Source organism: Rhizobium sp. YTUHZ044 (genome assembly GCF_051123975.1).
In the GTDB taxonomy this organism is placed as follows: Bacteria; Pseudomonadota; Alphaproteobacteria; order Rhizobiales; family Rhizobiaceae; genus Rhizobium.
Map to the genome: position 1 here is coordinate 171,190 of NZ_CP101428.1, position 25,258 is coordinate 196,447.

Annotated in this window: 17 protein-coding genes; 15 read left to right on the forward strand and 2 right to left on the reverse strand. The window is 60.8% G+C overall.

Annotated elements, in window-relative coordinates; translation table 11 throughout:
* Positions 1–12: 12 nt before the first annotated feature.
* Entirely contained in the window at positions 13–663 is a 651-nt protein-coding gene (locus NL154_RS26150) for a tail fiber domain-containing protein (RefSeq protein WP_221123111.1), read from the forward strand.
* Positions 664–680: 17 nt separating this feature from the next.
* Positions 681–1,943, forward strand: a complete 1,263-nt coding sequence (locus NL154_RS26155) for a methyltransferase family protein (RefSeq protein WP_221124009.1) — start codon at positions 681–683, stop codon at positions 1,941–1,943.
* Between the two features lie 244 nt (positions 1,944–2,187).
* Here NL154_RS26155 and NL154_RS26160 read toward each other — a convergent pair whose 3' ends face one another.
* A complete protein-coding gene (locus NL154_RS26160) occupies positions 2,188–3,792 on the reverse strand; it encodes a hypothetical protein (RefSeq protein ID WP_434734500.1) in 1,605 nt (534 codons plus the stop codon).
* Between the two features lie 248 nt (positions 3,793–4,040).
* Between NL154_RS26160 and NL154_RS26165 the strand changes: the two genes are divergently transcribed.
* The 9 genes from NL154_RS26165 (at position 4,041) to NL154_RS26205 (ending at position 16,836) form a co-directional block, all read left to right on the forward strand.
* On the forward strand, positions 4,041–4,631 hold the full coding sequence (locus tag NL154_RS26165; RefSeq protein WP_210632609.1) for a hypothetical protein: 591 nt from the start codon (positions 4,041–4,043) through the stop codon (positions 4,629–4,631).
* Between the two features lie 150 nt (positions 4,632–4,781).
* Entirely contained in the window at positions 4,782–5,159 is a 378-nt protein-coding gene (locus NL154_RS26170; RefSeq protein ID WP_210632610.1) for a hypothetical protein, read from the forward strand.
* A gap of 212 nt (positions 5,160–5,371) precedes the next feature.
* Positions 5,372–7,321 (forward strand): DUF4384 domain-containing protein, encoded by a 1,950-nt coding sequence (locus NL154_RS26175; protein ID WP_434734501.1) that lies wholly within the window; start codon positions 5,372–5,374, stop codon positions 7,319–7,321.
* 21 nt (positions 7,322–7,342) lie between these two features.
* Positions 7,343–8,959 (forward strand): caspase family protein, encoded by a 1,617-nt coding sequence (locus tag NL154_RS26180; protein WP_210632612.1) that lies wholly within the window; start codon positions 7,343–7,345, stop codon positions 8,957–8,959.
* Positions 8,956–11,502 carry a trypsin-like serine protease gene (locus tag NL154_RS26185; protein ID WP_434734502.1) on the forward strand — a complete coding sequence of 849 codons (2,547 nt, stop codon included), beginning with the start codon at positions 8,956–8,958 and terminating at the stop codon, positions 11,500–11,502. Before NL154_RS26180 ends, NL154_RS26185 begins: the two co-directional genes overlap by 4 nt.
* 14 nt (positions 11,503–11,516) lie before the next feature.
* Positions 11,517–12,698 (forward strand): serpin family protein, encoded by a 1,182-nt coding sequence (locus NL154_RS26190; RefSeq protein ID WP_210632614.1) that lies wholly within the window; start codon positions 11,517–11,519, stop codon positions 12,696–12,698.
* A 41-nt stretch (positions 12,699–12,739) separates the two neighbouring features.
* Positions 12,740–15,145 (forward strand): protein kinase domain-containing protein, encoded by a 2,406-nt coding sequence (locus tag NL154_RS26195; RefSeq protein WP_434734503.1) that lies wholly within the window; start codon positions 12,740–12,742, stop codon positions 15,143–15,145.
* A gap of 335 nt (positions 15,146–15,480) precedes the next feature.
* Positions 15,481–16,233 (forward strand): NYN domain-containing protein, encoded by a 753-nt coding sequence (locus NL154_RS26200; protein ID WP_434734504.1) that lies wholly within the window; start codon positions 15,481–15,483, stop codon positions 16,231–16,233.
* Positions 16,234–16,524: 291 nt separating this feature from the next.
* Positions 16,525–16,836: a DUF982 domain-containing protein gene (locus tag NL154_RS26205; RefSeq protein ID WP_434734505.1), complete on the forward strand. Its 312-nt coding sequence runs from the start codon at positions 16,525–16,527 to the stop codon at positions 16,834–16,836.
* Between the two features lie 237 nt (positions 16,837–17,073).
* Here NL154_RS26205 and NL154_RS26210 read toward each other — a convergent pair whose 3' ends face one another.
* A complete protein-coding gene (locus tag NL154_RS26210) occupies positions 17,074–21,429 on the reverse strand; it encodes a hypothetical protein (RefSeq protein ID WP_434734506.1) in 4,356 nt (1,451 codons plus the stop codon).
* A 223-nt stretch (positions 21,430–21,652) separates the two neighbouring features.
* Between NL154_RS26210 and NL154_RS26215 the strand changes: the two genes are divergently transcribed.
* The 4 genes from NL154_RS26215 to NL154_RS26230 all read left to right on the forward strand — a co-directional run bounded on the left by NL154_RS26215 (position 21,653) and on the right by NL154_RS26230 (position 25,250).
* Positions 21,653–22,969 (forward strand): serine/threonine protein kinase, encoded by a 1,317-nt coding sequence (locus NL154_RS26215; RefSeq protein WP_434734507.1) that lies wholly within the window; start codon positions 21,653–21,655, stop codon positions 22,967–22,969.
* Positions 22,966–23,682, forward strand: a complete 717-nt coding sequence (locus NL154_RS26220; protein WP_434734508.1) for a PP2C family protein-serine/threonine phosphatase — start codon at positions 22,966–22,968, stop codon at positions 23,680–23,682. Before NL154_RS26215 ends, NL154_RS26220 begins: the two co-directional genes overlap by 4 nt.
* A 130-nt stretch (positions 23,683–23,812) precedes the next feature.
* Positions 23,813–24,646 (forward strand): LysR substrate-binding domain-containing protein, encoded by an 834-nt coding sequence (locus tag NL154_RS26225; RefSeq protein WP_434734509.1) that lies wholly within the window; start codon positions 23,813–23,815, stop codon positions 24,644–24,646.
* Between the two features lie 94 nt (positions 24,647–24,740).
* Complete coding sequence (locus NL154_RS26230; protein WP_434734510.1) at positions 24,741–25,250, forward strand: nucleoside kinase; 510 nt, start codon at positions 24,741–24,743, stop codon at positions 25,248–25,250.
* Positions 25,251–25,258: the final 8 nt, after the last annotated feature.

Here is a 25,258-nt window from a genome sequence, read left to right on the forward strand (position 1 = left end):
GGGGCGCCCCACATGACCAGAAAGCTCATCATTCGTGTTCTGCTTTGCTCGACTTTCCTCGCCGGTTCAGGCGCAATCCTGCAGAGCTGTATCTTCGATCCTGGCGCCAAGACGCTGTTTGCCAGTGAAGAGCCGGCGAGAGCCGTCACCCCTGCGAAGCAAACCACGCCCGCCGCTAAGAAAAGAGTGGTCGCAAATACCAGTCAATCGGCTTTCGCCCGCTCTGAGAATAGTTCCGGCGGCAATTCCAGCTCTGGCGGTGGCGGCATGGGCGGCGGCTCCAGTTCCAGCAGCTCTTCCAGTTCGTCCAGCTCGAGCAGTTCATCGAGCTCTTCCGGTAGCCCTTCCTGGTCCGACCGCCGCCTGAAGACCGATATCCGTCGGCTCGGCACCTCGGCTGAGGGCATCCCGATCTATGCCTTCCGCTACATCTGGGGCGGCCCGCTCTTCGTCGGCACGATGGCGCAGGATCTATTGGCGATCCGGCCTGAAGCTGTCATCGCGACAAGGTCGGGCTACTACATGGTCGACTACGACAAGCTCGATATTGCGATGATCTCGCTGCCGGAGGATATGCCGTCCCTGACGGCTGCAGCAGCAATGGCGCTTGCGGCGCGGGCGGCACGGATAGGCTCTCCGGTCTCCGTCCAGCCGGCAATCTGATCGAGAAAGCTGAGCGCGTGCCGATATCGCAGGACAGGGATATCGTGGCCGGCAGCCCTCTCGTCAGTCAGGCTGCGACCCTTGCCGGCGTTCTCGTCGGCATCGCGCTGTCGGACTATCTGCAGCTTGAGCCCGGCATGGCGATGGCGCTTGCCGTCATCTGCCTTCTCCTGGCGTGGATGCTTGTCGAAGGCATACCGGCCGCGCGTCAAGCCTGGGCATCACGGGAAAGACGCAACGAGGCTCCTGCCATCTTCTGGCGGCGCATCGGAACCAAGCTCGTCGGCCTCGCCGCGCTCCTCGGCGCGGTCGTCATTGCCTGTGCGGTCTTTCCGTTTTTCACGCAGTCGTCGGCGGTCCAATGGGTTGTCGAAGCCAGCCATACGACCATTCCCCTTTCCATCGTGCTGGCGATTGCCACAATTCTCTACGTCGCGGTCACCGATCTGATCGCCAAGCAGCCCGATGATTATCTCCATCAGGCCGGACGGGCGGTGCTGATGCAGGATTTTCGCGAAGAGGACGTGCTCTTCGCATTGCGCCTGCTCGCGATCAAATGCTTCTTTCTCGTGCTGATGTTTTCAAGCGGCATGGCCGCTCTTTCCGATCTGGCCGACAAGCCGGCCTGGGCCTTTCCTCCACTGTCAGCGGCCTGGTTCGAAGGCTGGACGCGGCTTGTCTTTCTCCTTGATGTCATCCTTGCAGCCGGCGGCTACATCGCCACCCTTAAGCTTTTCGGCTGGCATGTCAGGGCGACGGAGACGACGGCACTCGGCTGGCTCGTCTGCCTCATCTGTTACGAGCCGTTCTTTCCTGCGATCTCGCAGGCCTTCGTGCCTTATGGCGACGGGCCGGGCTGGGAGAGCGTCATCCGGGAGGGGTCGACAGTCTTCATCCTCTGGAGTGCCGCGATGCTGTTCTGCGCCCTGATCTATGTCTGGGCGACCATCGCCTTCGGGCCGCGTTTCTCCAACCTCACCCATCGCGGCATCATCACCTCAGGCCCCTACCGCTTCATCAAACATCCGGCCTATGTCTCAAAGAACATCGCCTGGTGGCTGTTTGCGGCCCCGAGCTTTATCGCAAGCGGGTTTGCGGAAGGACTTGCCCGGGCCGGCATGCTGGCGATCGTCACTCTCATCTACATCATGCGCGCCCGCGCCGAAGAACGCATGCTGAGCCTGGATCCAGCCTATCGGGACTATGCCGAGCGCGTCGCAGCGCACGGTCTTCTGGCGATGGCGAAGCGGCGTCTGGCGCCGACCGCGCCGCGTGTTTGAAAGTCGCGCAAAGACTTTGACCAGGCGAATTCGACCGGAACGCATCCCTAATCTCCGTCATCCCGGGCCTTGAGCCGAGGACCCATGCCACGGCTGCCGGTGGGTCCGGTATGGATGCTCGGCTCAAGGTCTGGGATGACGGAGAACGGAGTGACGGAAGAGGCAAATCACGGCGCGGACACCCGCGTCAGGAAGGAAGTCCGCCCCATCAAACAATAACGTGCGGCCAGTGACGCTCCCGCGTTCAGCCATCCAGCCCCTTGAAGCGCACCGGCTGATAGCCGCGCAGCAGCAGGATTCCGAGTGAATAGGTGTTGCGGCAGACGCGGCCCTTGCAGGCATTGGGCGTTGCCTCCATCACCTCCACCTTGCGGTCGTCGGTGAAGCGCATGAACAGCATCACATGCGAACCCGGGCGGTTCAGCGCGTCGCCCGGCTGCAGCGACCAGGGGTCGGCAAGCCGCCTGGTAATGCTCGGGATCGCCCGGGTCGAGACATGCATCTTCAGCCCCCAGGCTTCGCTGACGAAGCCGGAGCAGTCGACGCCGAGAATATTGGTTTGCGGCGCGCTCTTGGTGCAGACATTGCCGGCCGTCTGGCCGTCGACGACACCCTCGGTGAAGTCCTCGAGCGGCGTCTTGCAGCCCCAGCAATAGGGCACGCCCTTCACCGTCTGGCCGCGTTTGCCGAACAGGTAGAACGGCCGGCGCAGCCGGTTCATGTTGTCGCAAGCCGGCCCCGGATCCTTGCCGTAGGCCGCCGGCGTCACCAGCCAGTTCAGCGTCTCGAAGCCGATCGCCCGCTCGATGACGTCGCCGCGCGATTTCGGCAGGATGGCGACCTTCGGCCCCTTTCCGGGCTTGGCCGCCATCGATGGCTTGGCCGGCCTGGCGACGGCAAGCTTGCGGCCCGGCTCGCGCCCCTCGAGTTTCAGCACCTGCGCCCGGCTTTCCCCAGAGCGCAGAAACAGCACGTCGCCGCGCGGGCCGATCGCCACGAACCGCCTGGAAAAAACCGTGCCGGGTTCGATCGGCAGGTCGTAGATGCGCTCCAGCACGCCGTTCGGCGTGAAGCGCACCACCAGCATGCCCGTCCGTTCCGGCCGCTCGGCAGGCACGAGCTCGACCAGCGCATAGGGTCTGCCCGTCGTGTCGATGTCGAGCAGTTCGACGGTGCCGATGCGGTTTTCCCCGGTGAGCTGAAGCGAGAGGAAATTCTCCTCCGAGCTCGCGCGCCGCAGCAGGATTTCCGCCTTGTCGTTTGCCGCCGAAACTTCTGCGACGATATCGCCGAGGCCGCGGCTCGGCACGTATTGAACAACCGGCGGGCGGGCTTGCGGCCGGCTGGTGCTGCGGCCGATCTCGTCGATGATGCTGTTCAGCGGACCGGGCGGCACCGAGCCCATCGAGGCGAAGACCGAGCGGGTGTAGTCGTCGGCATCGCCGCCGTCGATGGCGCGCAGGGTCTGCGAGCGGCCATCGGCGCCGGTGGCGCGCTCGAGCGGCACGATACCGTCCGACCACAGGTAGAGTTCGTTATGGACGACGGCGAGATCCTCCGGCGCCGCATTTTCGGGCAGCGGCAGGATCTCCGGATCGGCCTGCGAGCGTTCGCCGTCAACGGCGAGCACGCGGCCATTGTTCTGGTCGAGGATGTAGACGGTGCCGTCGTCGCCGACGGTGATCGCCGCCGGTCCGGATGCCTCGACCTCCTCATTGGCGGAGATGATGCCGACCGAACGGGCGCCGTCGCCGCTCGGAAGCTCGATCATCACCGTATCTTTTGCGAGCACAGGCCAGGCGATTGCGATCGCCGCGGCCATCAGAATATGCGAGCTGAAACTGCGCATTGCCGTGAACCCCGGAACAGGATCATCTTGGCCCTGGGGGCCTCGGTCTGAAGCCTGTTCACAATTAAAGAGTGAGAGAATGATGTCGCCCGAAAACCGTTCACAACTTTCGGCATCATGCCCCAAGTCCTTAAAATGTTAGGATAGAAGCGGCTCGTCAGCAAGGCGTTGCTTTCCAAACGATTTGGAGATCGGCGTCGACAATAGTACAACTTCATCGTCTTGGAGTTTTACTGGCAGGGAAGCCGATGCTGGACTGGAACGGTGACGAAGTGGCGCTCGACGTCAGCCTGCTGGAGCAGGTGCGCGCGGCAAGGATCGGCTTTTCCGATCGGGTCTGCGCCGCCTCGGCCAGCAAGGACGAAAAACATCTGGCGCAGTTGCGCTCCGAGCCGACCTATCTGATGGCCGAGTTTCTTTATTCGATGAAGGTCTTCGGCATCAACACGGCTGAAGATGTCGAGCGCTTCGCCGATCTGCACAATGATTACGTGGTGTCGCTCACCCGCGATCCGGCGAAGCTGCAACGCCTCGGGCTTTCGCAGGAGCGGGCGCTCGCTTCGATGTTCACCGCCGACACCAAGCCGCGGCTGATCCAGAACTGGGCTGAAAAATCAGGCGCCATCGATCAGTCCAATCTCGCCCGTTTCCTGGTCGCCGTCATGTCGAGCGAGACCTGCCGCAAAACGCTGATCGATTTCGAGACAGCCGGCTTCATGCAGCGCAGGCGCTCGCCCTATGGCACCATGGTCGTCTGGTCGACCGGCAGGATCGAGGAAATCTTCGGCGAAATGCTGCGCAATCTCCGCCTCGCCCTGCAGCAGCTGAAGATCCTCTGACCTCTCTCCAGCCGATTTCACCCCTCCCAATCGATTGGCGCCGAGCGCCGTTGCGTTCCATTCGGGCTCTCCCTATTGTCGTTCTGGAGCAATTCCAGCAAAAGTGTGCAGCGGTTGCGTTATGGCGCCCCTTGGACGGATGTGACGACGATGAAGAAATCCCGGCTCATAAGCGTGTCGATCGGCCTGCTGCTTTCGCTTGGGATGGCCGGCATCGGCTATGCCGGATCGGTCGAGGATGCGCTGGCGGCGCGAAACCCCGCGCTTGCGGCGCTGCGCCGGCACGATGAAAAGGCTTTTGCCGCCGCCGTTGCTGTTATCGCCGACCATGAACGCGCCGAGGGGCTGACGCCGGGCCAGGGCAAGCTGCCGGAGACGACCTCGCCCGGCCGCGACATGGGCTCGGGCTCCGGCAAGGAATTCACATCGGACAATCCGGATATTCTCTGGCTCTACAATTCCTCGCCGGAGGGAATGAGCGACCTGATCTCGATTCTGAAATCCGCCGGCCAGAAGCCGAAGAACTAACCGTCTTTCTCCAATCCAGTCCGACTATAAACGGACGGCGGATATTGCCGGCCGTGGGTCTTGCCGCGCCTCTGCCTTCGCGCAATCTTTCCGGCTCCAAATAATTTGTAACCCTCCCTCAAGCAAGACAGCCAAAGCCATCCCAATTTCACCGGTCGGTGCTATTCTCATCTTCAGCACAGTGTGAGATTGTTTCGAAGGGGGAGGTTCCGATGCTCAGCCGCAAAGCCATCCTGGCCGCAGCCACATGTCTTTCGCTTTTGTCGCCGATCCCCGAGGTCGGGGCGCAGAACGAACGCACGCTGACGGAAGCGCCGGCTCAGAGCGGGCCTGTCAGCATCACCTTCGATCGCGCCGAGGCGAGATATGCCGTCGGCGAAGTCGTCGGCCTCTTCATCCAGTCGAGCGAGAACGCCTATGTCACGGTGCTGAACGTTTCGCCGAACGGCTCCGTCACCAAGCTCTTCCCGAACAAATACCAGACCGATGCCCTCGTTGCCGCCGGCAAGCGCGTGCAGGTGCCGGATCCGGCGAGCGGCGCCAGGCTGCAGGTTTCGGGCCCGGTCGGGCAGGAGCAGATCAAGGTCTTCTATTCCTCCAAGCCGCTGACCATCTTCGCCGATCTCGGCGGCAGCGGCAGCGGCATGTTCCGCTCCATCGACGGCGGCATGGAGGCCGTCTCCCGCAGCCTCGAAGAAGCCCGCAGCCTCGGCACCAAGATCAGCAGCAAGACGCTGACGCTGACCACTGTCGACAGCACGGCCGCCCTGCCGCCTTCCGTCGTTCCGCCCGTCGCCGCCGTTCCCGCCGCAAAACCCGCGCCGGTCGAGCAGGCGGCAAAGCCGCCGGTTGCGCCGAAACCGCCGGCCGCCCCGAAGCCGAAACCGGTCGTCAAACCTGAAGTCGCCAAGAAGCCCGAGGCGACCGAAAAGCCGAAGCCCGCGCCCAAACCGGTCGAACAGGCCGTGACGCAGCCGCCGAAGAAATACAAGATCGTCACCAACCTGGCGCCCGGCCAGCAGCTTGCCGCCGATGAGCTGCAGCTGATCGGCCCCGCCGACACCACCGCCTCCACCCGGCCCAGCCAATATAAACAACCGAGCCAATATCAGCAGCCGTCCCAGTCTGCCCAGACCAAGATGCCGAAACTGCCGATGCCGCAGATCAAGATGCCGCAATTCAAGCTTCCCGGCGGTTTCAGCATCAAGATGCCGCCGATGAGCTTCGGCCGGTCGGCCGAACCCGGCCAGTCCGGCGAGGAAATCGAGGTCGCCAATGCCGATAGCCCGGCCTGCAACGCCCTGCTCGACAAGCTGAACACCGCCGTTGCCGCCAAGGATATCACGGCTGCCGCCTCCGAGGCTGATGCCATTGCCGTCAGCGCCGAATGCGGACAGTTCCAGATCAACGCCCAACGCCGCGTCGCAGCCCTGAGGCTCGCCGCCGCCCAGGAAATGATGGCCGCCGACAAGCCGGTCGCCGAGTATGAACCGCTGCTCGTCGCCGCCGACAGCCCGCAGGTGCTCTGGCAGGCCTCCGCCACGCTCGGCGAGATCTATTTCTCCGCCCGCCGCTTCGCCGATGCCGCCGCCGATTACCAACAGGCGATCGAGATCATCAAGAACGAGACCCGCACGCCGAAGGCGCCGCCGGCCGAGACCATCTCCGATCTCATCCAGCGCGCCGCCCAGGCCCGCATTCTGGCCGCCAATCCCACCAGCGACAACCCGCAGGGCAGTTTCGTGCCGGCCGAGAAGGATCACCGCAGCGGCGTGCTCGGCGGCATCTATTCAGAAAATGTGCGCGGCATCGTGCCGGTCTCCATCCCGGTGCCGATCACCTTCGATTTCGACAAGTCGACCTTCACCTCGATTGGCACCGAGGCTGCCCAGGAATTGCTGCAAGCGCTGAAGGAGCAGAAGCCCGGCCGCGTCATCCTGATCGGCCATACCGATCGCAAAGGCGGCGACGATTACAATAAGAAGCTCTCCGAGCGCCGCGCCCAGGCCGTTGCCGATTTCCTGAAGAAAAACGGCATCGACGCCACGATCGACGCGGAAGGCCGCGGCGCCTCCGAACCGGTTGACGTGACCGCCACCGCCAACCTCACCGAAGACGATATCGACGCGCTCAACCGCCGCGTCGAATGGCGCCGCGAATAGAGGGGCGAGGGGGAACCGGCCATGTCCACATTCGCTCCCATGGCCGCCGCACTCGCCCTTCTTGTTCTGGCGGGCACGAACAGCCTCGCCAGGACGATCGAAGCTCCCGAGCGCGGCACGGTCAGAGCCGTTCTGATCGGCATCGATCTCTATCGCAATGTCCCGCCGCTGCACGGCGCCGTCGCCGATGCCGAGGATCTTTCCCTGTCGCTGCGCTCGCTCGGGGTCGAGGACATGACGCTCTTGAAGAACGGCGCGGCCGACCGCCAGGGCATCTTCGATGCGATCGGCGCCGTCACGCAAAGGGCAGGCGAGGGCGATCTCGTCGTGCTCGGCATCGCCGGCCACGGATCGAGCGAGCCGGAGCGCGTCAAGGGCTCGAAACCCAGCGGCCGCGACGAGGTCTATGTGCTGGCCGGCTTCGATACGAGGCTGCCGGGATCGCGCGAGCGCATCTTCGGCGACGAATTCAAGGTGCTGATCCACAAGCTGGAGGAAAAAGGCGCCGAGGTGCTGTTTATCGCCGACACCTGCCATGCCGGCGGCCTCACTCGCGATGTCGACCCGCGCGGCGCCGAGATCACCTGGCGCCAGGCGCCGTCCTATACGATCGAGGAGGATGACCTGGCGCCGATTTCGACCACGGCCGATGCCCTCTCCACCGGCTTCGATTACAAGCGGTTGACCTTTCTTGCCGCCGTCGACGACCATACCAAATCGCCGGAAATATCGATTCCCGGCATAGCTCAGAAGCGCGGGGCGCTGAGTTATGCCACCGCCCGCGCGTTCGAAGGGGCTGCGGACCGCAACGGCGACGGCACTGTGACCCGCCGCGAGCTGTTCGAATATGTGCGCCAGTCGGTCTATCAGTTCACCGACCAGCGGCAGAACATCTTCACGCAAAGCCCGCCCGGGGCGGATCTCGACCGCGCCGTTGTCTATGCCTATGACAAAGCCGGCCCGGCGGAAGGGCAGAAATCGAATGTGCCGCCCCCGCCGCCCGAACCCGCCCCGATCACCCTTGCCGCCCTCGGTTCGGAGCCGGTGCTGGAGGCTGTCGCTCCCGCCGTCACGCCGTTCAAGCTGACGGACGATGCCAATGCCGAACTCGTCTTCGATCCGCAAAAGCGCGAGGCGATCGCCGGCGGCGATGTCGTCGCCTCCGAAGTCGGCGCCGGCGACATGCCCTTCGTCGTCGACCGGATGGCCGCGCTCGACACGCTGAAGCGGCTGTCGGAGATCAACCCGCAAACCGTGCGGGTGACACCATCCGACAAGGTTCATCGCGACGGCGAGCGCGTCGGCGTCACGGTGTCCGAGCTTGCCGGGCGCAAGCTCGTGCTGTTCGACGTCACCGGCGATGGCACGGTGCAGTTTCTCTATCCCGGCGACAGGGAAGCCGATGCCGAGATGTCTGCGACCTTCGATCTCGATCTTTCCGTCGTCGCTCCCTTCGGCACGGACCTGCTCGTCGCGGTCACCTCCGATCAGGCGATGCCTGGTCTGGTAGAATTCCTGAAACAGAACGACCGGCGCCGCACCGCCGGCAACATCGCCAGACAGCTCGGCGAGCTTCTGCCCGAGGGCGCGCGCGTCGGATTTACGGTCCTCTATACCTCCGCCGGAGCCAGGCTATGAGCACGTCGATCAGCAAGGTCTTCAACATTGCGGCCGTCCTTCTGCTGCTGGCCGCGCCGACGTTTGCGCAGCAGGATACCGATTTTGCCGGTGAGGATGGCGGGCGGGTGATCGGCGGCCAGGCGGCGAAGAAGGGCGAATGGCCCTGGCAGGTGAAGATCCTGGCGCCCGATCCCGAGCAGCGCGGCCGCTTCGGCGGCCATTGCGGCGGCTCGCTGATTTCGCCGCGCTGGATCCTGACCGCCGCCCATTGCGTCACCAGCGGCCGTTCCGGCAAGCAGGATCTCTTCGCCCGCGACCTCCTGATCGTCGAGGGAAAGCAGAAGATCGACAAGGTGATCTCGGTTGACGGCCCTGATAAGCCGGGGCTGTCCGTCGAGGACGTGATCATTCACGAGGATTTCGACCGCAAGGTCTTCGCCAACGACATTGCCCTCATCAAGCTTGCCGAACCTGCCGTCTCGAAGCCGGCAATCCTCGCCTCCGCCGCCGACGAGGCCGTGGAAAGCCCCGGCCACACCGCCGTCGTCACCGGCTGGGGTTACACCAAGGCCGATCACGGCTGGGATGACAAATACCTGCCGACCGAACTGCAGGAGGTCGAGCTGCCGCTCGTCTCGCGCGAGGATTGCCGCGCCGCCTATCGCGAGAGCTCGATGCGCATGAACCCGATCGACGAGCGCAATGTCTGCGCCGGTTACGCCGAGGGCGGCAAGGATGCCTGCCAGGGCGACAGCGGCGGGCCGCTGGTCGCGCAGCGCCCCGACAAGCGCTGGATCCAGCTCGGCATCGTCAGCTGGGGCGCCGGCTGCGCCGAGGCCGAACATTACGGCGTCTATACCCGCGTCGCCGCCTTCCGCGACTGGATCGCCGCCAGGACCGATGGCGACGTGCCGAACGCGCCCGACACTTCGGCTGCTGCCGCCGAGGACCAGGTGGCGGCAATCGACACCAAGCGCCGGCCCGCTGCAAGCGAGACGACGGCCGGCACCAAGCAGAAGCAGACGCCGGCTGCACAGCTCGAGGCCAACCTTGCAATTACGACGCCGCCCGGCAGCACGACCGCGCCTGCGGAAACGACGGAGACTCCAGCATCGCCTTCGCCCGAAGGCAGCCAGCCCGAGGTTCAGGCGCCGGCCGCCGAGCTGCCCATGGCTGTGCGTTCTCCCGGCGACCGCGCGCTTCTGATCGGCATCGACGATTATGAGATGCGCGAGGCGAAGCTGACCGGCTCGGTCGACGATGTGAAGGCGATGCAGCTCTTCCTCGTCAAGACGGTCGGCTACCGTCCGGAACAGATCCACACGCTCACCAATCGCAAGGCCACCCGCGCTGCGATCCTTGCCGAAATCGACGACTGGCTGGTGCGTCAGTCTGAGGCCGGCAGCCGCGTCTTCCTCTATTTCAGCGGCCAGGGCTCCGAGGAAATGGGCGCCGAGGCGACGACGAGCCCGACGCTGGTCGCCGCCGATGCCAAGCTGGTGCGCGAGGGGGCCAAGGTGACCGTCACCAATCAGATCCGCGAGACCGAAATCGCCGCACGGCTGAACAGCCTCAGGGACCGCCGCGTCACGCTGCTGATCGATGCCTGCCATGTCGGCCCCGGCAGCCGCAGCGCGGTGGCCGCGCCCGCCGGCGGCACGGTGCGCTGCCTCGGCCCGGCTCTGGCGTCGCTGCAGCCGCCGAACCGCTCTGGCAAGGAAGCGAAATTCTCCTTCGGCGGCGAAACGGCGATGGTCTGGTCGGCGGTCAATGCCGGGCAATGGGCGCTGGTCGATACCGAGGCCAAACCGCCGCTCGGCGTCTTCACCCGCCGCTTCATCGAAGGCGTGCAGGAAGGGGTGGCGCGCGCTGCCGACAAGCCTGACGTCAGCAACGCCGCCCTGCTTGATTATGTCAGGCGCAAATCGGACGAATATTGCCGGGCCCATTCCGAGGACTGCCGCTTCACGCCGGTGCCGCAATTCTACGGCCTCCCGGATGCGCTTGGCCGCGACGTCGTCACCGGAGAGGAGGCGAAGACCCCGGTCGCCGCCGTCGAAAACACGCTGAAGACCGACAATGAGGCGGGCGTGGCCGTCGACGTGCTGCCCGGCACCTCGGTCAGCATCGGCGACAAGGTGGCGATGCGCGTCTCCACCAAGAAATCAGGCTACCTGATCCTCGTCGATATCGACGCCGCCGGCAAGCTGACGCAGCTCTATCCCAACAAGCGCTCGATGGGCCTGAAGCCGACGGCGAAGGGCGGCGACAACCGGCTCGATCCGGCCCGGCCGGTGGTCGTGCCGGATGCCCGCAATCCCTATATCGGTTTCGAATATGTGGTGGAGGGGCCGGCCGGCGTCGGCATGGTCGTCGCCATTCTCAGCGACAAGCCGATCGAAGTGCTCGACCTGCCTGACGTGCCGACACCGCTCGTCGGCCAGCGCGCCGCCTTCAACTATGTCTACGACCTCGCCCGCAGCCTCAGGATCGTCGGCGACGACGAGACCGGCGTCCAGGGCAAATGGTCGTTCGATTCCAAATTCTATCGCATCCGCTGAAAGGGAGGCGAATGATGTCGAGATCCATTCTGCTGGCGGGCCTTTCCGCTTCCCTGATGGCGCTGGCGCCCGCCCATGCGGGCGATGCCACCGACACCAGGGCGGTCCTTGCCGCCCAGGCCGGGCTTGCCGTCGACCTGATCGACCGCACGCTGGCGAAAGAGGGGGCGGCCAACATCATGGTGTCGCCGGCAAGCCTTGCCGCCGCGCTGGGTCTCGCGAGCCTCGGCGCCTCGGATGCGGGCAAGGCGGCCATCGCACGGGGGCTGGGTTTCGGCGATGCGGTCAAGGGGCCGGAGAAGGTGCTCGACGAGATGAACCCGAAGACGCCGCCGGCGGCGGATGCGCCGCTGGCCTCAGGTGTTGCGATCGTCTTCGACGACAAGCTGGCGCTCCTCCCCGATGCCCTCCCCATGCTGGCCGGTCACCGTATCAAGCCGTCGATCGAGGATCTCGATCAGCCCCAATCCGTCGAGCACATCAACGGCTGGGTCAGGCAGGCGACGCGCGACGCCATTCCGGCGATCCTGGAAACGCCGCCCGGCGGCGGCTTCATCAGCCTCGGCGCGCTCTCCTTCAAGGCGCGCTGGAAAACCGCCTTCGAGGCTCAGAGCCCGGCCGCCCCGTTTCGGCGGCCGGACGGCTCGACGGTCTCGGTGCCGATGATGCATCTTGCCGGCGACGGCCAGAAATTCCGCGTCGACGATCGTTTCGCAGCCGTCGACCTCGCCTATTCTGGTGAAACCTACCGCATGGTGGTGATCGCGGCGCGCTCGGAAAAGGGTGTCGGCGGTTCCGATCTCAAAACCCTTGCCTCCTGGCTCCAGGGCGAGAAATTCGAAGCCGCCAAGGGGGAAATCTTCCTGCCCCGCTTTTCCCTCAATGACGGGCGTGATTTGATGCCGACACTCCATGCCATGGGCCTTTCGCCTGATAAGGCGAGCGATGCGGCTTTTCCCAGGTTCACCACGGAAAACATCAGCTTGTCGCGCGTTCTGCAGAAGACGATGATCAAGGTCGATGAGAATGGCACGGAAGCGGCGGCGGCAACGGCCGTGGTCACCGAGCGCAGCATCGATCCGAAACTGGTGCGGGTGAGCGCCGACGCCCGTTTCGCCTTCGCGCTTCGCGATACGAAGACCGGCCTGTTTCTCGCCGCCGGCCTGATCGGCGATCCGCTTCTGGCGGGTGAATGACATGCGCTTTGATGAAGACAAAATGGCAGGGGGACACGTGCATGAGAAGTGATCTGATCGCCCGCTACACGATCGGCGAGCCGGTCTATGAAAACGAGTTCATCGTCTATCCGGCTCAGGACAAGCGGATGGATCGTTCGGTCTTCATCGTCGCGCCCGATGTGGCGCTGAAACTGGACAAGGCCCGCTTCGAGCGGGTCTGGACCTCGGTCAACGAGGCCAAATCGCTGACGGCGCGGCGCTTCGTCGAGATCGAGGATCTGATCCCGCCATCGCCGGAAGACGACAACTTCTATATCGTCGAGAAGCGGCCGTCGAAGACGCTGCACCAGTATCTCGAGGAAACCGAGATGGTCGCCTATGACCGCGCCATCGAGATCGGCCGCCATATCCTCGAAGGGCTGGCGACGCTGCACGGGGCCGGTTACGCCCACAATGCCCTGACCGACCAGTGCATCTACGTGTCGGAGGATTATTCCGGCCTCTCGGTCCGGATCGGCAACCTGCACCTGATCTCCAGGATCGGCGAGCACATCATCCCGCCCTATGCGCCGGAATTCGGCGCGCCGGAGATCTATGCCAGCGGCACATTCTCGGCCTCCGCCGCACTCGACATCTATGCGATGGGCATGATCGCCTACAAGCTCTTCCTGCCGCGGCAGACCTATGCCAGCGTCTTCGACAGCGTCATGGTCTGGGAGGACGAGCACCAGCGCGAGCAGAGCTGGAAGAACATCCATCTCGACCCCTCCAACATCTTCCCGCGCCTCGACGTGCTGATCCCCGGATTTCCCGAGGGCCTGGCCAGCCTGATCGAGAGAATGCTGAGCCGCGATCCGGCCCAGCGACCGCGCATGGGCGCCGATGCGCTCGGCGAATTCAGCCGCGTCACCACGGGCATCCAGCCGATGGCCTGGGACCCGCGCGGCGGCATGCCGCAACAGCCGGAAGCGCCGAAGCGGAAGAAATGGACGCTGGCGCATTTCTCGATGATCGGTGCGCTGCTCCTGATCTGCATCGGTGTCGGCGTCGTCACGATCCCGAAGCTGCTGCGCCCCGATCCCAAGCTCGTCGCCGATGTCGGCACCTGGAAGAAGGAGGCCGAAAGCCGCAGGGACAAAGCCGTCGCCGCCAAGGCGCCGGAACGCCCCTCCGGCGACGAGGCGAAGCTCTCCTATGATGCCGGCGCCGCCGCACTGACCGAGGCTAATGCCGCCCTCAAGGATGAGGACTACAAGAAGGCGCTTCCGGGCTACCAGAAGGCCGCCATCAGCCTTGGCAAATCGCTGATCTCAATCTCGAAAGAAAACGCTGAAAAGGCCAAATCGGCCGCTGCCGCCGCCGGCGGCGACAAGGCCCCGAGTTTTGCCGAGGCCGACAGCAAGATGAAGGCCGCCGCCGACAGCGCCGCCGCCCAGCAGATGCATGGCGCGGTCGACAACTATGAAGCAGCGAAAACGGCTTACGACGATCTCGCCAAGGGGCTGACCGCGCTGTCGGCAGCCGAAAAGGACGCCACGGCAAAACGCGAAACCGTCACCCGCATCGGCGCCGGCGACAGCCCCGACGTCGCCAAGGCGAGCGGCCTGATGACCGAGGCCAAGGCCAAGGCCGAGCAATGGCAGCTGCCGGCCGCGACCTCCGGCTACGGCGACGCCGCCAAGCTCTTCGCCGCACTGATATCGGATGTGATGGCGGCCAAGGACGAGGCGACGGCGCTGAGGCAGAAAGTCACCGATCTCCACGCCTCGCTGACGACGCGCGCCGGCCCCACTGATCCGACACTTGCCGCGCTGGCGCCGAAGCTCACCGAGGCCGATGGCCGCTACACCGCCGAGGCCTACAAGCTCGCCATCGCAGCCTATCAGCCGATCCTGACCGATCTCCAAGCGCTCTCGGCGCGCGGCTTCTGCCCGGTTGCACCCAATGTCGCCTTCGAGACCATCCCTGCCGGCAGCTATCCGCTCGACAACGTCCGGCTGATGACCTCGTCGCTGAAGGAGCTCGGCGGCATGCTCGGCGTCGCCAATGGCGCCGTGAAGGTCGAAAAATCCTTCTGCATGCAGGCCAAGGCGGTTACCCGCGCCGAGATGGCCGAGTATTACACCGCCAACTCAGACCCGGCCTCCGCCCAGGCCTATGCCGGCAATCCCGAGCAGCCGGCCGACGACGTGCCGCTCGCCGAGGCACAGAACTATACCGCCTGGCTGTCGAAACAGCTGAACGCCCCCGTCCACCTGCCGTCGGCGACCGAATGGATGGCGAGCGCCGTCAAGCTGACGACGGAAAAACTGCCCGACAACGGCGACATCATCCTGCAATGGAGCGCCACCCCCTGCGAAGCCGGCGGCAACGTCGCCTTCATGGCCCAGGAGGGCTCCACTTTCGTCGTCTGCTCGGATGTTTCGGCCGGCGGGATTTTTCGGGTGAGCGCCGAATTGAAGTGAGCAGGCAGAAGGGTGGGACTGAGCGGGTGAGCTGTGTGCCCCATCTTCTCCCCACTCGGGAATTCTATGGAGGGAAAGGCTCGTTCGTTTTGACAGTATCGGCGCCCCTCGCTCCCTCTTCTCCCCTCGGGGGTCCGAAGGACGGGTTGAGACCCGTGGCTCAACCCCGGTCGGTGGCCCTAGGGCGGATGAGGGGGCCACACGGCACGCCATTCATAGTCCCTTTAGCTGCTCTCATTCGCGATAGGCGAAACGTGATGCAACCGCATGGTTGAAGGAACTACAGAGTTAGCCAGCTTGAATTTGGGGCCTATTAATCACCACGGAGCTTTGACATGCCTGAACCACGCTCGCCACGTCTTGCTGTTCTAATCGACGCTGACAACGCCTCCGCAAAGATCGTTGACGGTCTATTCGAGGAAATAGCCAAGATCGGCGAAGCGAGCGTGCGGCGCATCTATGGCGACTTCGCCAATGCTCGCTCCAAGGCATGGATCGACGTCCTCGCAAGACACGCGATCATCCCTCAACAACAGTTTGCCTACACCACGGGCAAGAACGCATCAGACATCACGCTGGTCATCGATGCGATGGACTTGCTGCATAGTGGCCGCTTCGACGGTTTCTGCCTGGTGTCATCAGATAGCGATTTCACGCGTCTCGCCTCACGCATTCGGGAACAAGGGATCGATGTCTTCGGCTTCGGGGAGCAGAAGACGCCGGAGAGCTTCCGCCAGGCATGCCGTCGGTTCATCTACACGGAAAATCTCGCGCCTTCGGTCGCGTCGAACGGAGCGGGCACCGTACAGGTTGCGTCACCATTACGGCCGCCTAGCGCCGCAACACCGATCATCAAAAGAGCAATCGCGCAGATGGAGACCGACGATGGATGGATCCTGCTTAACGTAGTTGGAAAGCAACTTGCCAATCTGGCCTCTGACTTCGACCCACGGACGTTCGGATTCAAGAAGTTGGGCGATCTGGTCAAGAAGACGAACGCCTTCGAGGTCGATCATGCCGAAGGCCGTCCGTTTCGCATCCGCCTGAAAGCTGCTCCAACAAAAAACAGCGTGAAGCCGACAACCTGACGCATCGGCGGATAGTGCGAGATTGGATCTTAGATCCCCAAAAGCGCTCGCAGGTTTCAGCCGAAACATCAGAATGTGGGCGAGGCGTTTTGCGTTTCGATACAACTTGGATTGGCGCTCCCTCTGCTCCGGCGGCAGCCTCGTCAGCGTAAGCGCCGAATTACGGCGAACTTTCATTCACAAATTCGCGTTCAAGCCGTGTCTCACGACAAATTTCAATTCCAAATTTTTAAATACGCGCGTACATTGAACATGGGGACTGTAGTATCCGTGCGTTGAGGGTCGGGGAAAATGTGCTGGAATACATCATCAGCATTCACGCCTGTCGGGTTTGCTTTGCGAGGTCCGAAATCTCGCAAGATCGTGTGGACACTGGGCGACGGGGCGCGCCTCCTGATGAACGACTGGCCTTGCGACGACGGCGAGGAATATATGGCTGCCGTCAAAGCCTGCGTCGACGCCATCACCGGCAAAATTGCCCCGGAACAATTCCGCGAAGTGCTTTTGCGTGCGGCCGACGAGGCGGGTATCCGTACGCTATCGCTGGTTCCGCTGGGAATGGGAGGGCCGCGGCCGGGCCTGCCGCCGATGATGCGAACATAGGGTTGTCAAGGTGCTAGCCGCATTCCGACATTGGCTTCGCACCACGATCGTTCGTCGGGCTCGGTATGATACGACCACCGATTTGGAGCCGCGTCCGAGACGGCGCTATCGAGTCTCCCCCACCGATCGCCCCTGATTACCACTTGTTCATTCGTGAATCCGAGCTCCGGCACTCATGCGCCCGTTCAGGCTGCTCAGGGACCCAAACACTGGTGGCACGAGGTGCCGATAACACCGTTATCTTTCCGATAAATCAACCGGTATTACCTCGACGACCTTGTTGCCCGTTAGTGTCGAGGTAACTGCGGCTGCCTTCAAGTTAGCCTTCTCAATCAGCCCCTGAAAATTGACTGTCTTGCCGGCGACTTTCTTTGCGAAAGCTTTCCGGAGGGTGACCCGAGTTTTGGGGTGAATAACCCTCTCCCGGGGTTTGGCTCCGTTTGCTAGCAGATAGAATCCGGTGTGTGAGCCATTTTCAAACATGTATTGTTCTGCGAGCTGGGACTGAATTTTGTCAATCAATACGTCTCCGGTCCAATGATCCTCGTCAGCCATCTTGATCTCTACTGAGATCAAGCCAAGGTCCGCGTTGCGCGCATGAATCCTGAGGTCCGGCCTGTTCTCGATAGCGACCTCCTGTTCGCGGATCACTTCGTAATGTTCTGCGCCGATTTCCCGCATTCTGCCCGATAACCAGTTGCGGATGTCGTCCTCCGTGCCGCGACCGCTTCTGAAGACAAAGCCTTCATCGTCGTCGAAATGATGCAGCTTTTCCAAAAGCGCCATGAGATGACGTTTGACCAACGCTCGGAACTCTTCGATTGAAGTCGGCGGCTTGCAGAATGAGTTTAGGAACGTGATAGCTTCGCTAACCGGCAGAAATTCACGTTTAACCGATACTCTGACCATCTTGTCCCGCTGAAAAAGGAATGAGTCCCGATAGCTCCTTAAATCAGGATCCGCCGCGAGTGCATCTAGGCACACCAAGGCCTCTTTAGTTCCGAGCGTCACCAAGGCATTGAGGTAATAGGAACGTCTCGATGTCGCTTTCTCCGCGATTCCTGGAGAATAAACGTCTTCATGCACGGGGTCGTTGGCGGGTGGCCAAACGAGGTGAGCAGCTTTCACCAGAATTCTCAGTACACCGGCATCTGTGGCTAGGTTATTACGCTCTGTATCCTGTTCTTCCGCTCTGGAATACGAAGACGATTCTCGCCCCATATATCTCATGAAAAGCGCTTTGCTTGACGGGCTCCAGTGATGACCGAATGCCGTCGTCCACGCAGCCCAAGCTGTGGAGGGCTCCACGCAGAAGAGCGCATCGAGCCATATCCATGCGTCCGACATGCTGAAGCTCGACACGGCCGCGATGAAGTTTTGCCGCAGGAAGGGTGTTAGGACAGTTGGGTTGACCGCAGAAGAGCGGGCGACAAGGTTTACGGCAATCTCTAGATCGCGTCGGTTGTTAGGTATGCCAGATGTTACCAATAGCTGTAACAGGGGCGGGGCAATCAGCTCACGGATATCACTGCTTGAATAAGCAATCCTGCTGAAGCCGTCCGACGTGAACTCCTTATCGCCACCGCTCGCTATGTCCTCTTCAAGAATGCCGATCGAGATACCCGTGAAAAGCTCGCGCTTCAGAAGGGCAAGTGGAAATAACCAGTCTGGAAAGCCGTTCAAATTAGCAAAGCTATACCGGAAGGCTCGCTCGATAAGATGATCAGGAAGTTGCGCCAACGCTTCTGGGGTTTCGAGGGCGAGACCTGTTAGTCCGACAAGTGCCCCATAGGTATCGCGATCGGCATAGGATATATCGTTGTTTCTCCAGTACGCCTTGAATCCCGCAGCGAACAATTTGCCGATCCACTCTCCGTGGCGGGCACTCGCGTCATCTATAACACCTGTCCCGAGATCGTTGGGGCTTCTACGTACAGCCCATATAAGCAGACCCTTCTCCTGACCACTCGACAGCAGTCGCCATCGCCGTAGGAAAATGAACGTGTTGAAGACCCTCCAAAAGGCGCTGGAGGTTGTCTCGAGGTATGAACGTGCCCACCGACGTATCTTATATTGGTGATCGTGGCGGAATCGACTTGCGAACCGCCAAAGCGGAGCCAATCTCCCATACGCTCTTTTGAGGTCTCGCCCCCCGTAACGGCGAGCATATCGCCTCAGGATTAATATTGCCTTGTCGCGCTCGGGTCGCGACTGAATTTGATCCGCCAGTTGGACCGCGCATCTAAATGCCAGCTCCCTCTCCCTACCAAGTGGGCGTTCCGTCATGAGATCGGCAAGCCTTTCAACGTCTTCGGCAGTGAAGATTTCGCAGCCATGATCGCCTCTGTCCAATTTGAGCGGATCTATTGTCTGATAGGCAATCCAGTACACATTCATGTCATTTTGCGAGAAAAGCGCTAGCCGCATCGAAATCAGATCATGTTTGAGATCCGGCAGGGTTCTCAAAGTGCGCGCTAGAGCGCGAAAACCACTTTCCCGCAGGGAGTAGTCTGGGTCTCTGGCGATCGAAAAGGCAAATTCCAACGCTTCCAGAAGCAAGGCTCGCTGGATGCCAGCGGGGTCCTCCATGAGGAGCGTATTGATGCAATGACATATCGCTTGTCCCAGAGCTTTAAAGCGAGAGATCCGTGCCGGCATCATATCTCGGTTGGAATCGCGCTGGCCTTTCGCGAACCGGAGAAGAATTTGGAGCCAGTTGCCAATCTCAGGAACAGTTAGCCGCGCGACAAACTCTTGCAGGTAGTGCGACGTCGCAGAAGAGTAATTTCTGCCTTCACGGCGCACGCGATTGGTCAGCGCGATCCCGTCCAAGATGGATATGCCCGCCGGCACTGTATAAGACAGGGCACTTGCGACAAACAGATTCCATGAAGGGGCGCTTTGCGTATCCTCATGCTCGGGTGGATCAGCCAAGAGAGCTGCATCCATCACGGCCTGCGCGAAAGTCGTGTCGTCGAGGTCAGCTAGGGCAAAGCATGCTTCCGCTCTTACCCGAAACTTCTCGCCCTGATCGCAAGCGATCGTCGCCAACTCGGGAACCAAAGTCGACATCCTGCCGAACCGGATCATCTCAATTAGCAACTCGCGAACTTCGGGGGAAACCGCGATCGCAAGCTGCTCTCGAATGGCTGTGGCGAGGTCCGACGTGACGAAATCACGAACATCCTGGTTTGAGAACCACTCTCCTCGGTAAGTTCGATCTTGATATGCGGCGACATGTGACCGAATGGCCTGCGACTTCTCCTCCACTGTCAACGCCGTGGGATCACCCGTTTCGATCAAAAGGGCAGGGCGAAGCTCCGTCACCAGTTTTCGAGCGATCCGATCAAGCGCGGCAAGCCATCCAAAGGCGTGTTCGCTGGATTGAGGGATCTCAACATGCCCAAAGCCTCGGGCCAAAAGCGGATTCACAATATCGAGTGAACCTGCATTTCGAGCAATCGCTCCGCGGAGGTGACATGCTGCAAGATAGTCGCGTAACTCATTATGTGCAAAGCGCACTCGACCAGAAACAGAAGGCTGAAAGATGCCATAGGAGAGGAGTTGGCGCACTTCGACAACGGACCAGCGTTCGGTATCCGTGGACAGAGCGAATAGTGCATTAATCGCGTGCTGTGTGGACGGATCTGTGGTGAAGTCCTGGATATCAGTCAGAAGTGAGACCGCAGCCAGCTTTTCACATGCGCGTCGCCCGAGAAGGGGATCAATGTTTGATCGGCGCTCTTGGCCGCTCTCTGTGCGCAGACGAAATCCCACGATGTCGTCATAGACCCGCAGTCTTGAACGGAAAATGCTCGTCGGCTCACGGCCATGCTCGATGGCTTCCTGCCAAAGGTCGATCAGGAGCTGCGCGTCAAGCGGTTGGGAGACCAGATTGGCCGCCTTCGCTTTATCGATTGCCCCGACAAACTCTGAAGCATCAATGTTCCTGCTGGCGGCGATGGCCCTGACATCATCGGCTCGAAGCGGAAGCAGGCGGAAGGTCTTGACCGAAGGCGAAATTTCGTTAGCAGCAGGTGGTCTAAGTCCTCTGATCACCGTTCTGATAGCTTGGAGATCACTATCCCCCTGCCATTCGCTGGCTCTTGAGGTGATGATCACATTTAGTTCCCTACCGGCTTTGCCTACTGAAGCAGAGAGCTTAGTTAATGCGTCAGCAAGTGCGCTGGTGTTGCGCGCGTCTGGTAGACGAGCCTCGTCTAGCGCATCGAGTAATGCGACCGCCGGCCCTCCCCGTGCCTTCCACTTCGCATAAACCGAAGTGGCGGCTTGGTCGAAAGGTGAAAAGGAGTGTTCGACAGGAAGTCGAAGAAGCGCCTCGATTCGAAGTACGAAAGCCGGTGTCCCGGACGCGCGAAGTTGCTTTGCGAGTTCTAAAAGCTCCCGCGTCTTTCCTGCGCCTGCTGACCCGAGCACGATTGCACAATCCAGCGCAGAAAGCTCGGCCCATGAATACCCTTCATCGCGTGATCTTAGGTTCGCCGTAGTCATGGCGCTGCTAAGCTCACTCATATGGACAGTGCTGATCTCAGCAAGGCGTCGATCAAGCTTGACGTATTCGTACTCAACCAAAGTATGCCCCTAAACCTACCGCTTCACTCAAACCTAGAATAGCGGTCACCGGTTGGAAATGGCCACGGTTGCTAGCACTCGACTTTACATTGTTGATTCGGCACACCATTTCAGCCCGTGGAATGGATTGACTTTTGGCAGCGCTACGGCTTGCCTAGCGCACGGCTGTTTTTGGTCGCGATTTATTTAAATGAATGTGGTTCGATTCTCCGTGGGGCATAGAATGAAAATTGAAAAAAGAATAGGCCAAGGCGGCTTTGGGAATGTAGATCTAGTTGTCTTAGCCAATGGAGAACGTTGCGCTCGCAAAGAATTCTCGCAGAATCAACCACTAAGTGCAGCGTTGCTTACAAATGTAATTAAGAGATTCGCAAAAGAAGTTAAAGTACAATCTGCTATTTCTCACCCTAACATTGTTCCAATAATAGGCAGCGACCTTGGAGCTGAGCCACCATACTATTTAATGCCTTTAGCTGAGAGCAGTCTTGATGATGATTTAGAAAAAGATCGGACTCTCGGTGGAAATTTTGTTTCCGCAATCAGTGACATAGTCTCTGCTCTTGAAGAAATACACTCCATGGAGATTTATCATCGCGACCTGAAGCCCCAAAACGTACTTAGATATACTACGGGCGGTAAAACTACCTATTCCATAAGCGATTTTGGCCTCATCTCCATGAAAGAATCCAATCTTTCGGAGTTGACCAAATCGGGGATGGGAAAAGGATCGGATTTCTACACTGCTCCCGAAATAGCCAACGACTTGAGAAAGGCATCGGCGCGTTCGGACGTGTATTCGTTGGGTTGCATCCTTCATGATATGGTTGGGAAGGAGCCCAGGGTTCCTTTCCGTGAAATAAGGGAAGATGGTGATTTTGGCCCCATTCTTGCAGCGTGCACGAAAGATGATCCTAGCAAACGCTTCGCGTCAGCGAAGGCAGTTTTGGACGCCATCCTCACTGTAGAGTATGAGCCTGCCGGAACGCTAAGCGATGACTCGGAAGACTTTCTCGCGATTCTCAGTGCCGCAGAGGCACCAGATAGGGAGACGTGGGACCGTCTAGCTTCCTACTTAGACGAGAAGGCAACCAGGGCCGACATAGCAGCCATTTGCGGTCGGTTGACAGCGGATAGAATTCAAGCAGTTTGCCGGGACGCGCCGGACTCTGCAAAACGGATCGGCCTTGTGTTCGCAGAATGGGTCTCTGGAACAGCGTTTAATTTCGACCTATCGGACGCAATAGCAAACCGCGTTGATGTGTTCTTCCAAAACTGTGACTTTGAAACCAAAGTTGAATGTTTGATGGCGCTGCTGGAATTGGGAACCAGCCACAATCGTTGGTACGTTGAGCGCAAGTTCGTGAGCCTGTGCGGGCCCGATATGGATGAGAACTTGGCAAAACGCCTGGTGGTGAAATTCCACATTGAAGGCAAATCCGCTGTGTGCCGCAAGATATCTCATCTTGAGGGGTCGATTGATTTCCAGAGGATTAACCTTCACCCGAGACTGGTCAGCGCGCTAGCGGATCTATGCTTATGAGAGTGACCTACTCGATTTTCACGGCCTCCGGCCCAAGGGCGGTGAATGAAGATTCGGTGGATTGCTGGCGCGCAAATGCCGATACCACTGTTGCGTGCATTGCGGATGGCCTAGGTGGAATGGGTGGAGGCGATATAGCTTCCAAGCTCGCGGTCACAACCTTCCGAGCATATCTTGAAAAAACTGAGATCAATGAGTCGACGATGACGGCCGCCGCCTTGGCGGCCCACCACGAAATTCGCAATCAACAAAATTCGACTGACAAACGAAACAGAATGGCCACGACGCTGACCGCTGTTGCCATCTCCAACTCAGGACTTATTGGCATCCACTGCGGCGACACGCGAGCAGCTCTTGCCAGAGCTAACGGCATCAAGAGATTGACAACAGATCATTCTGAGGGGCAGAGGCTATTTGACGCCGGGAAACTTACCAAGGATGAACTAGCGACATACCAACGGAAGCATATCTTGGAAAGTGCCTTGGGCGATAAGGGCAATCCGCGTATCGATTCATTTAAGTTCAATATCCGTCAAAATGATCGAATTTTTCTAACCTCAGATGGTGTTCATAACATCGTCCTTCTACGTGAGTTGCAAAAGCTGGCCCTAATATCGCCAACTCCCGCCGTCTTGGTCGAGAACGTTCACAGAGAAGTCGAGGAACGAGGCCCCACAGACAACTTCTCAATAGTAGCTTTATACATCGACTGAAATCGTTAGGTTCTTCCTCACTGGTGAAAGACAAAGCCTGAGCTATGGTTGGTTATCTTTTTCCGCTCGACCGCCGCTACCGTAGCACTGAGCCCCGACGCTGCAACTTTCATCCTGCAAATCGCTGCTGATGCTCAGGCTCGTTGCAGACCCGTCGATCAACGCCGCGCCCGCAGCTTCGAAGAAAGGTCGGCTTTCCATAGGCAGGCGCGCGTTGGAACTGATCCATCGCACCACGCGGCGCCATCAGCTAACGGAGGTCGGCCAGCTCTATTACGAGCGCTGCAAGCGCGCGCTTGCCGAAGTGGCGCTGGCCGAGGCTTCGGCAAGCGAGCTGCAATCGGCGCCGCGCGGCCGGCTTCGGCTGGTGGCGCCCGTCAGCTTCGGCACACAAGTCCTGGTGCCGGCGCTGATCGAGTACCAGAATGCCTATCCCGACGTCAGCATCGAGCTGTCGCTCGACAACAATGTCCATGATCTCGTCGGCGAGGGGTTCGAGCTCGGCATCCACATCGGCCCGCTATCGGACAGCAGCCTCGTCGCCCGCGCACTCACGCCCTATCGGCGCATTCTCGCCGCCTCGCCGGGTTATCTTGCCCGCCATGGCCGGCCGGCCTTGCCGGAGGATCTGACGACCCATCTCTGCCTCGGCCATTCCTATTGGCGCATGCGTGACCGCTGGCACCTGGTCGGGCCGGGCGGCGAAATGCGCGATGTGCCGGTCTCCGGAAAATTTTCCACCAATCAGGGCGCAGCACTGCGCATGGCCGCGCTCAGCGGCGCGGGAATCGTGCTTCAGCCGGAACTGCTGCTCGCCGCCGATATCGCCGAAGGGCGGTTTGAGCAGGTGCTGCCGGAATGGTCCTACAGGCCTGTGCCGATGTACCTCATCTATGCCCCAAACCGGCGTCCGACAGCGATGCTGCGGACGGTGATCGATTTCCTGGTGGAACGATTCGGCTAAGCCGATCGATGTCGACATAGTGACGGGCGTGCCGGCTCATCCTCCGTCCGGTGAGACTCTTCTCACCGGATCAAAGCCCGTGATAAGAGCGCTCATGGGCATCAAGAACTATTTGATCGAAGGCAGTTCGGGCACTGGAAAAACCTCTGTCGCTTCCGAACTGGAGCGGCGGGGCTACCATGTTGTCCATGGCGACCGCGTCCTGGCATATGTGGGCGACCCCGAGACAGGCCAGGCACTCGCGGGACCACCTGAAGGCGCCGATCGCCTTGTCTGGGGATACGCGCATTGGATCTGGCCTGCCGAAAAGGTCCGGGCCATTGCTGCCGACACCACCCACCCTGTCACTTTCTTCTGTGGCGGCTCGCGCAATTTCCACAAGTTCTTGCACCTGTTCGATAAGGTTTTCGTGCTCGACATCGACGTTGAGACTTTGAACCGGCGATTGGATGGGCGGCCCGATGAGCCTGGCTTCGAGCCGGCCGAGCGGGCTCTGGTGCTCCGTTACCATAAGACCCGGGAGTATCTTCCCGTCGGCATCAATATCGACACCGCGGGTAGCGTTACGGGTGTCGTTGACGATATCCTCGCTCAACTCACCTGAGGTCCTCC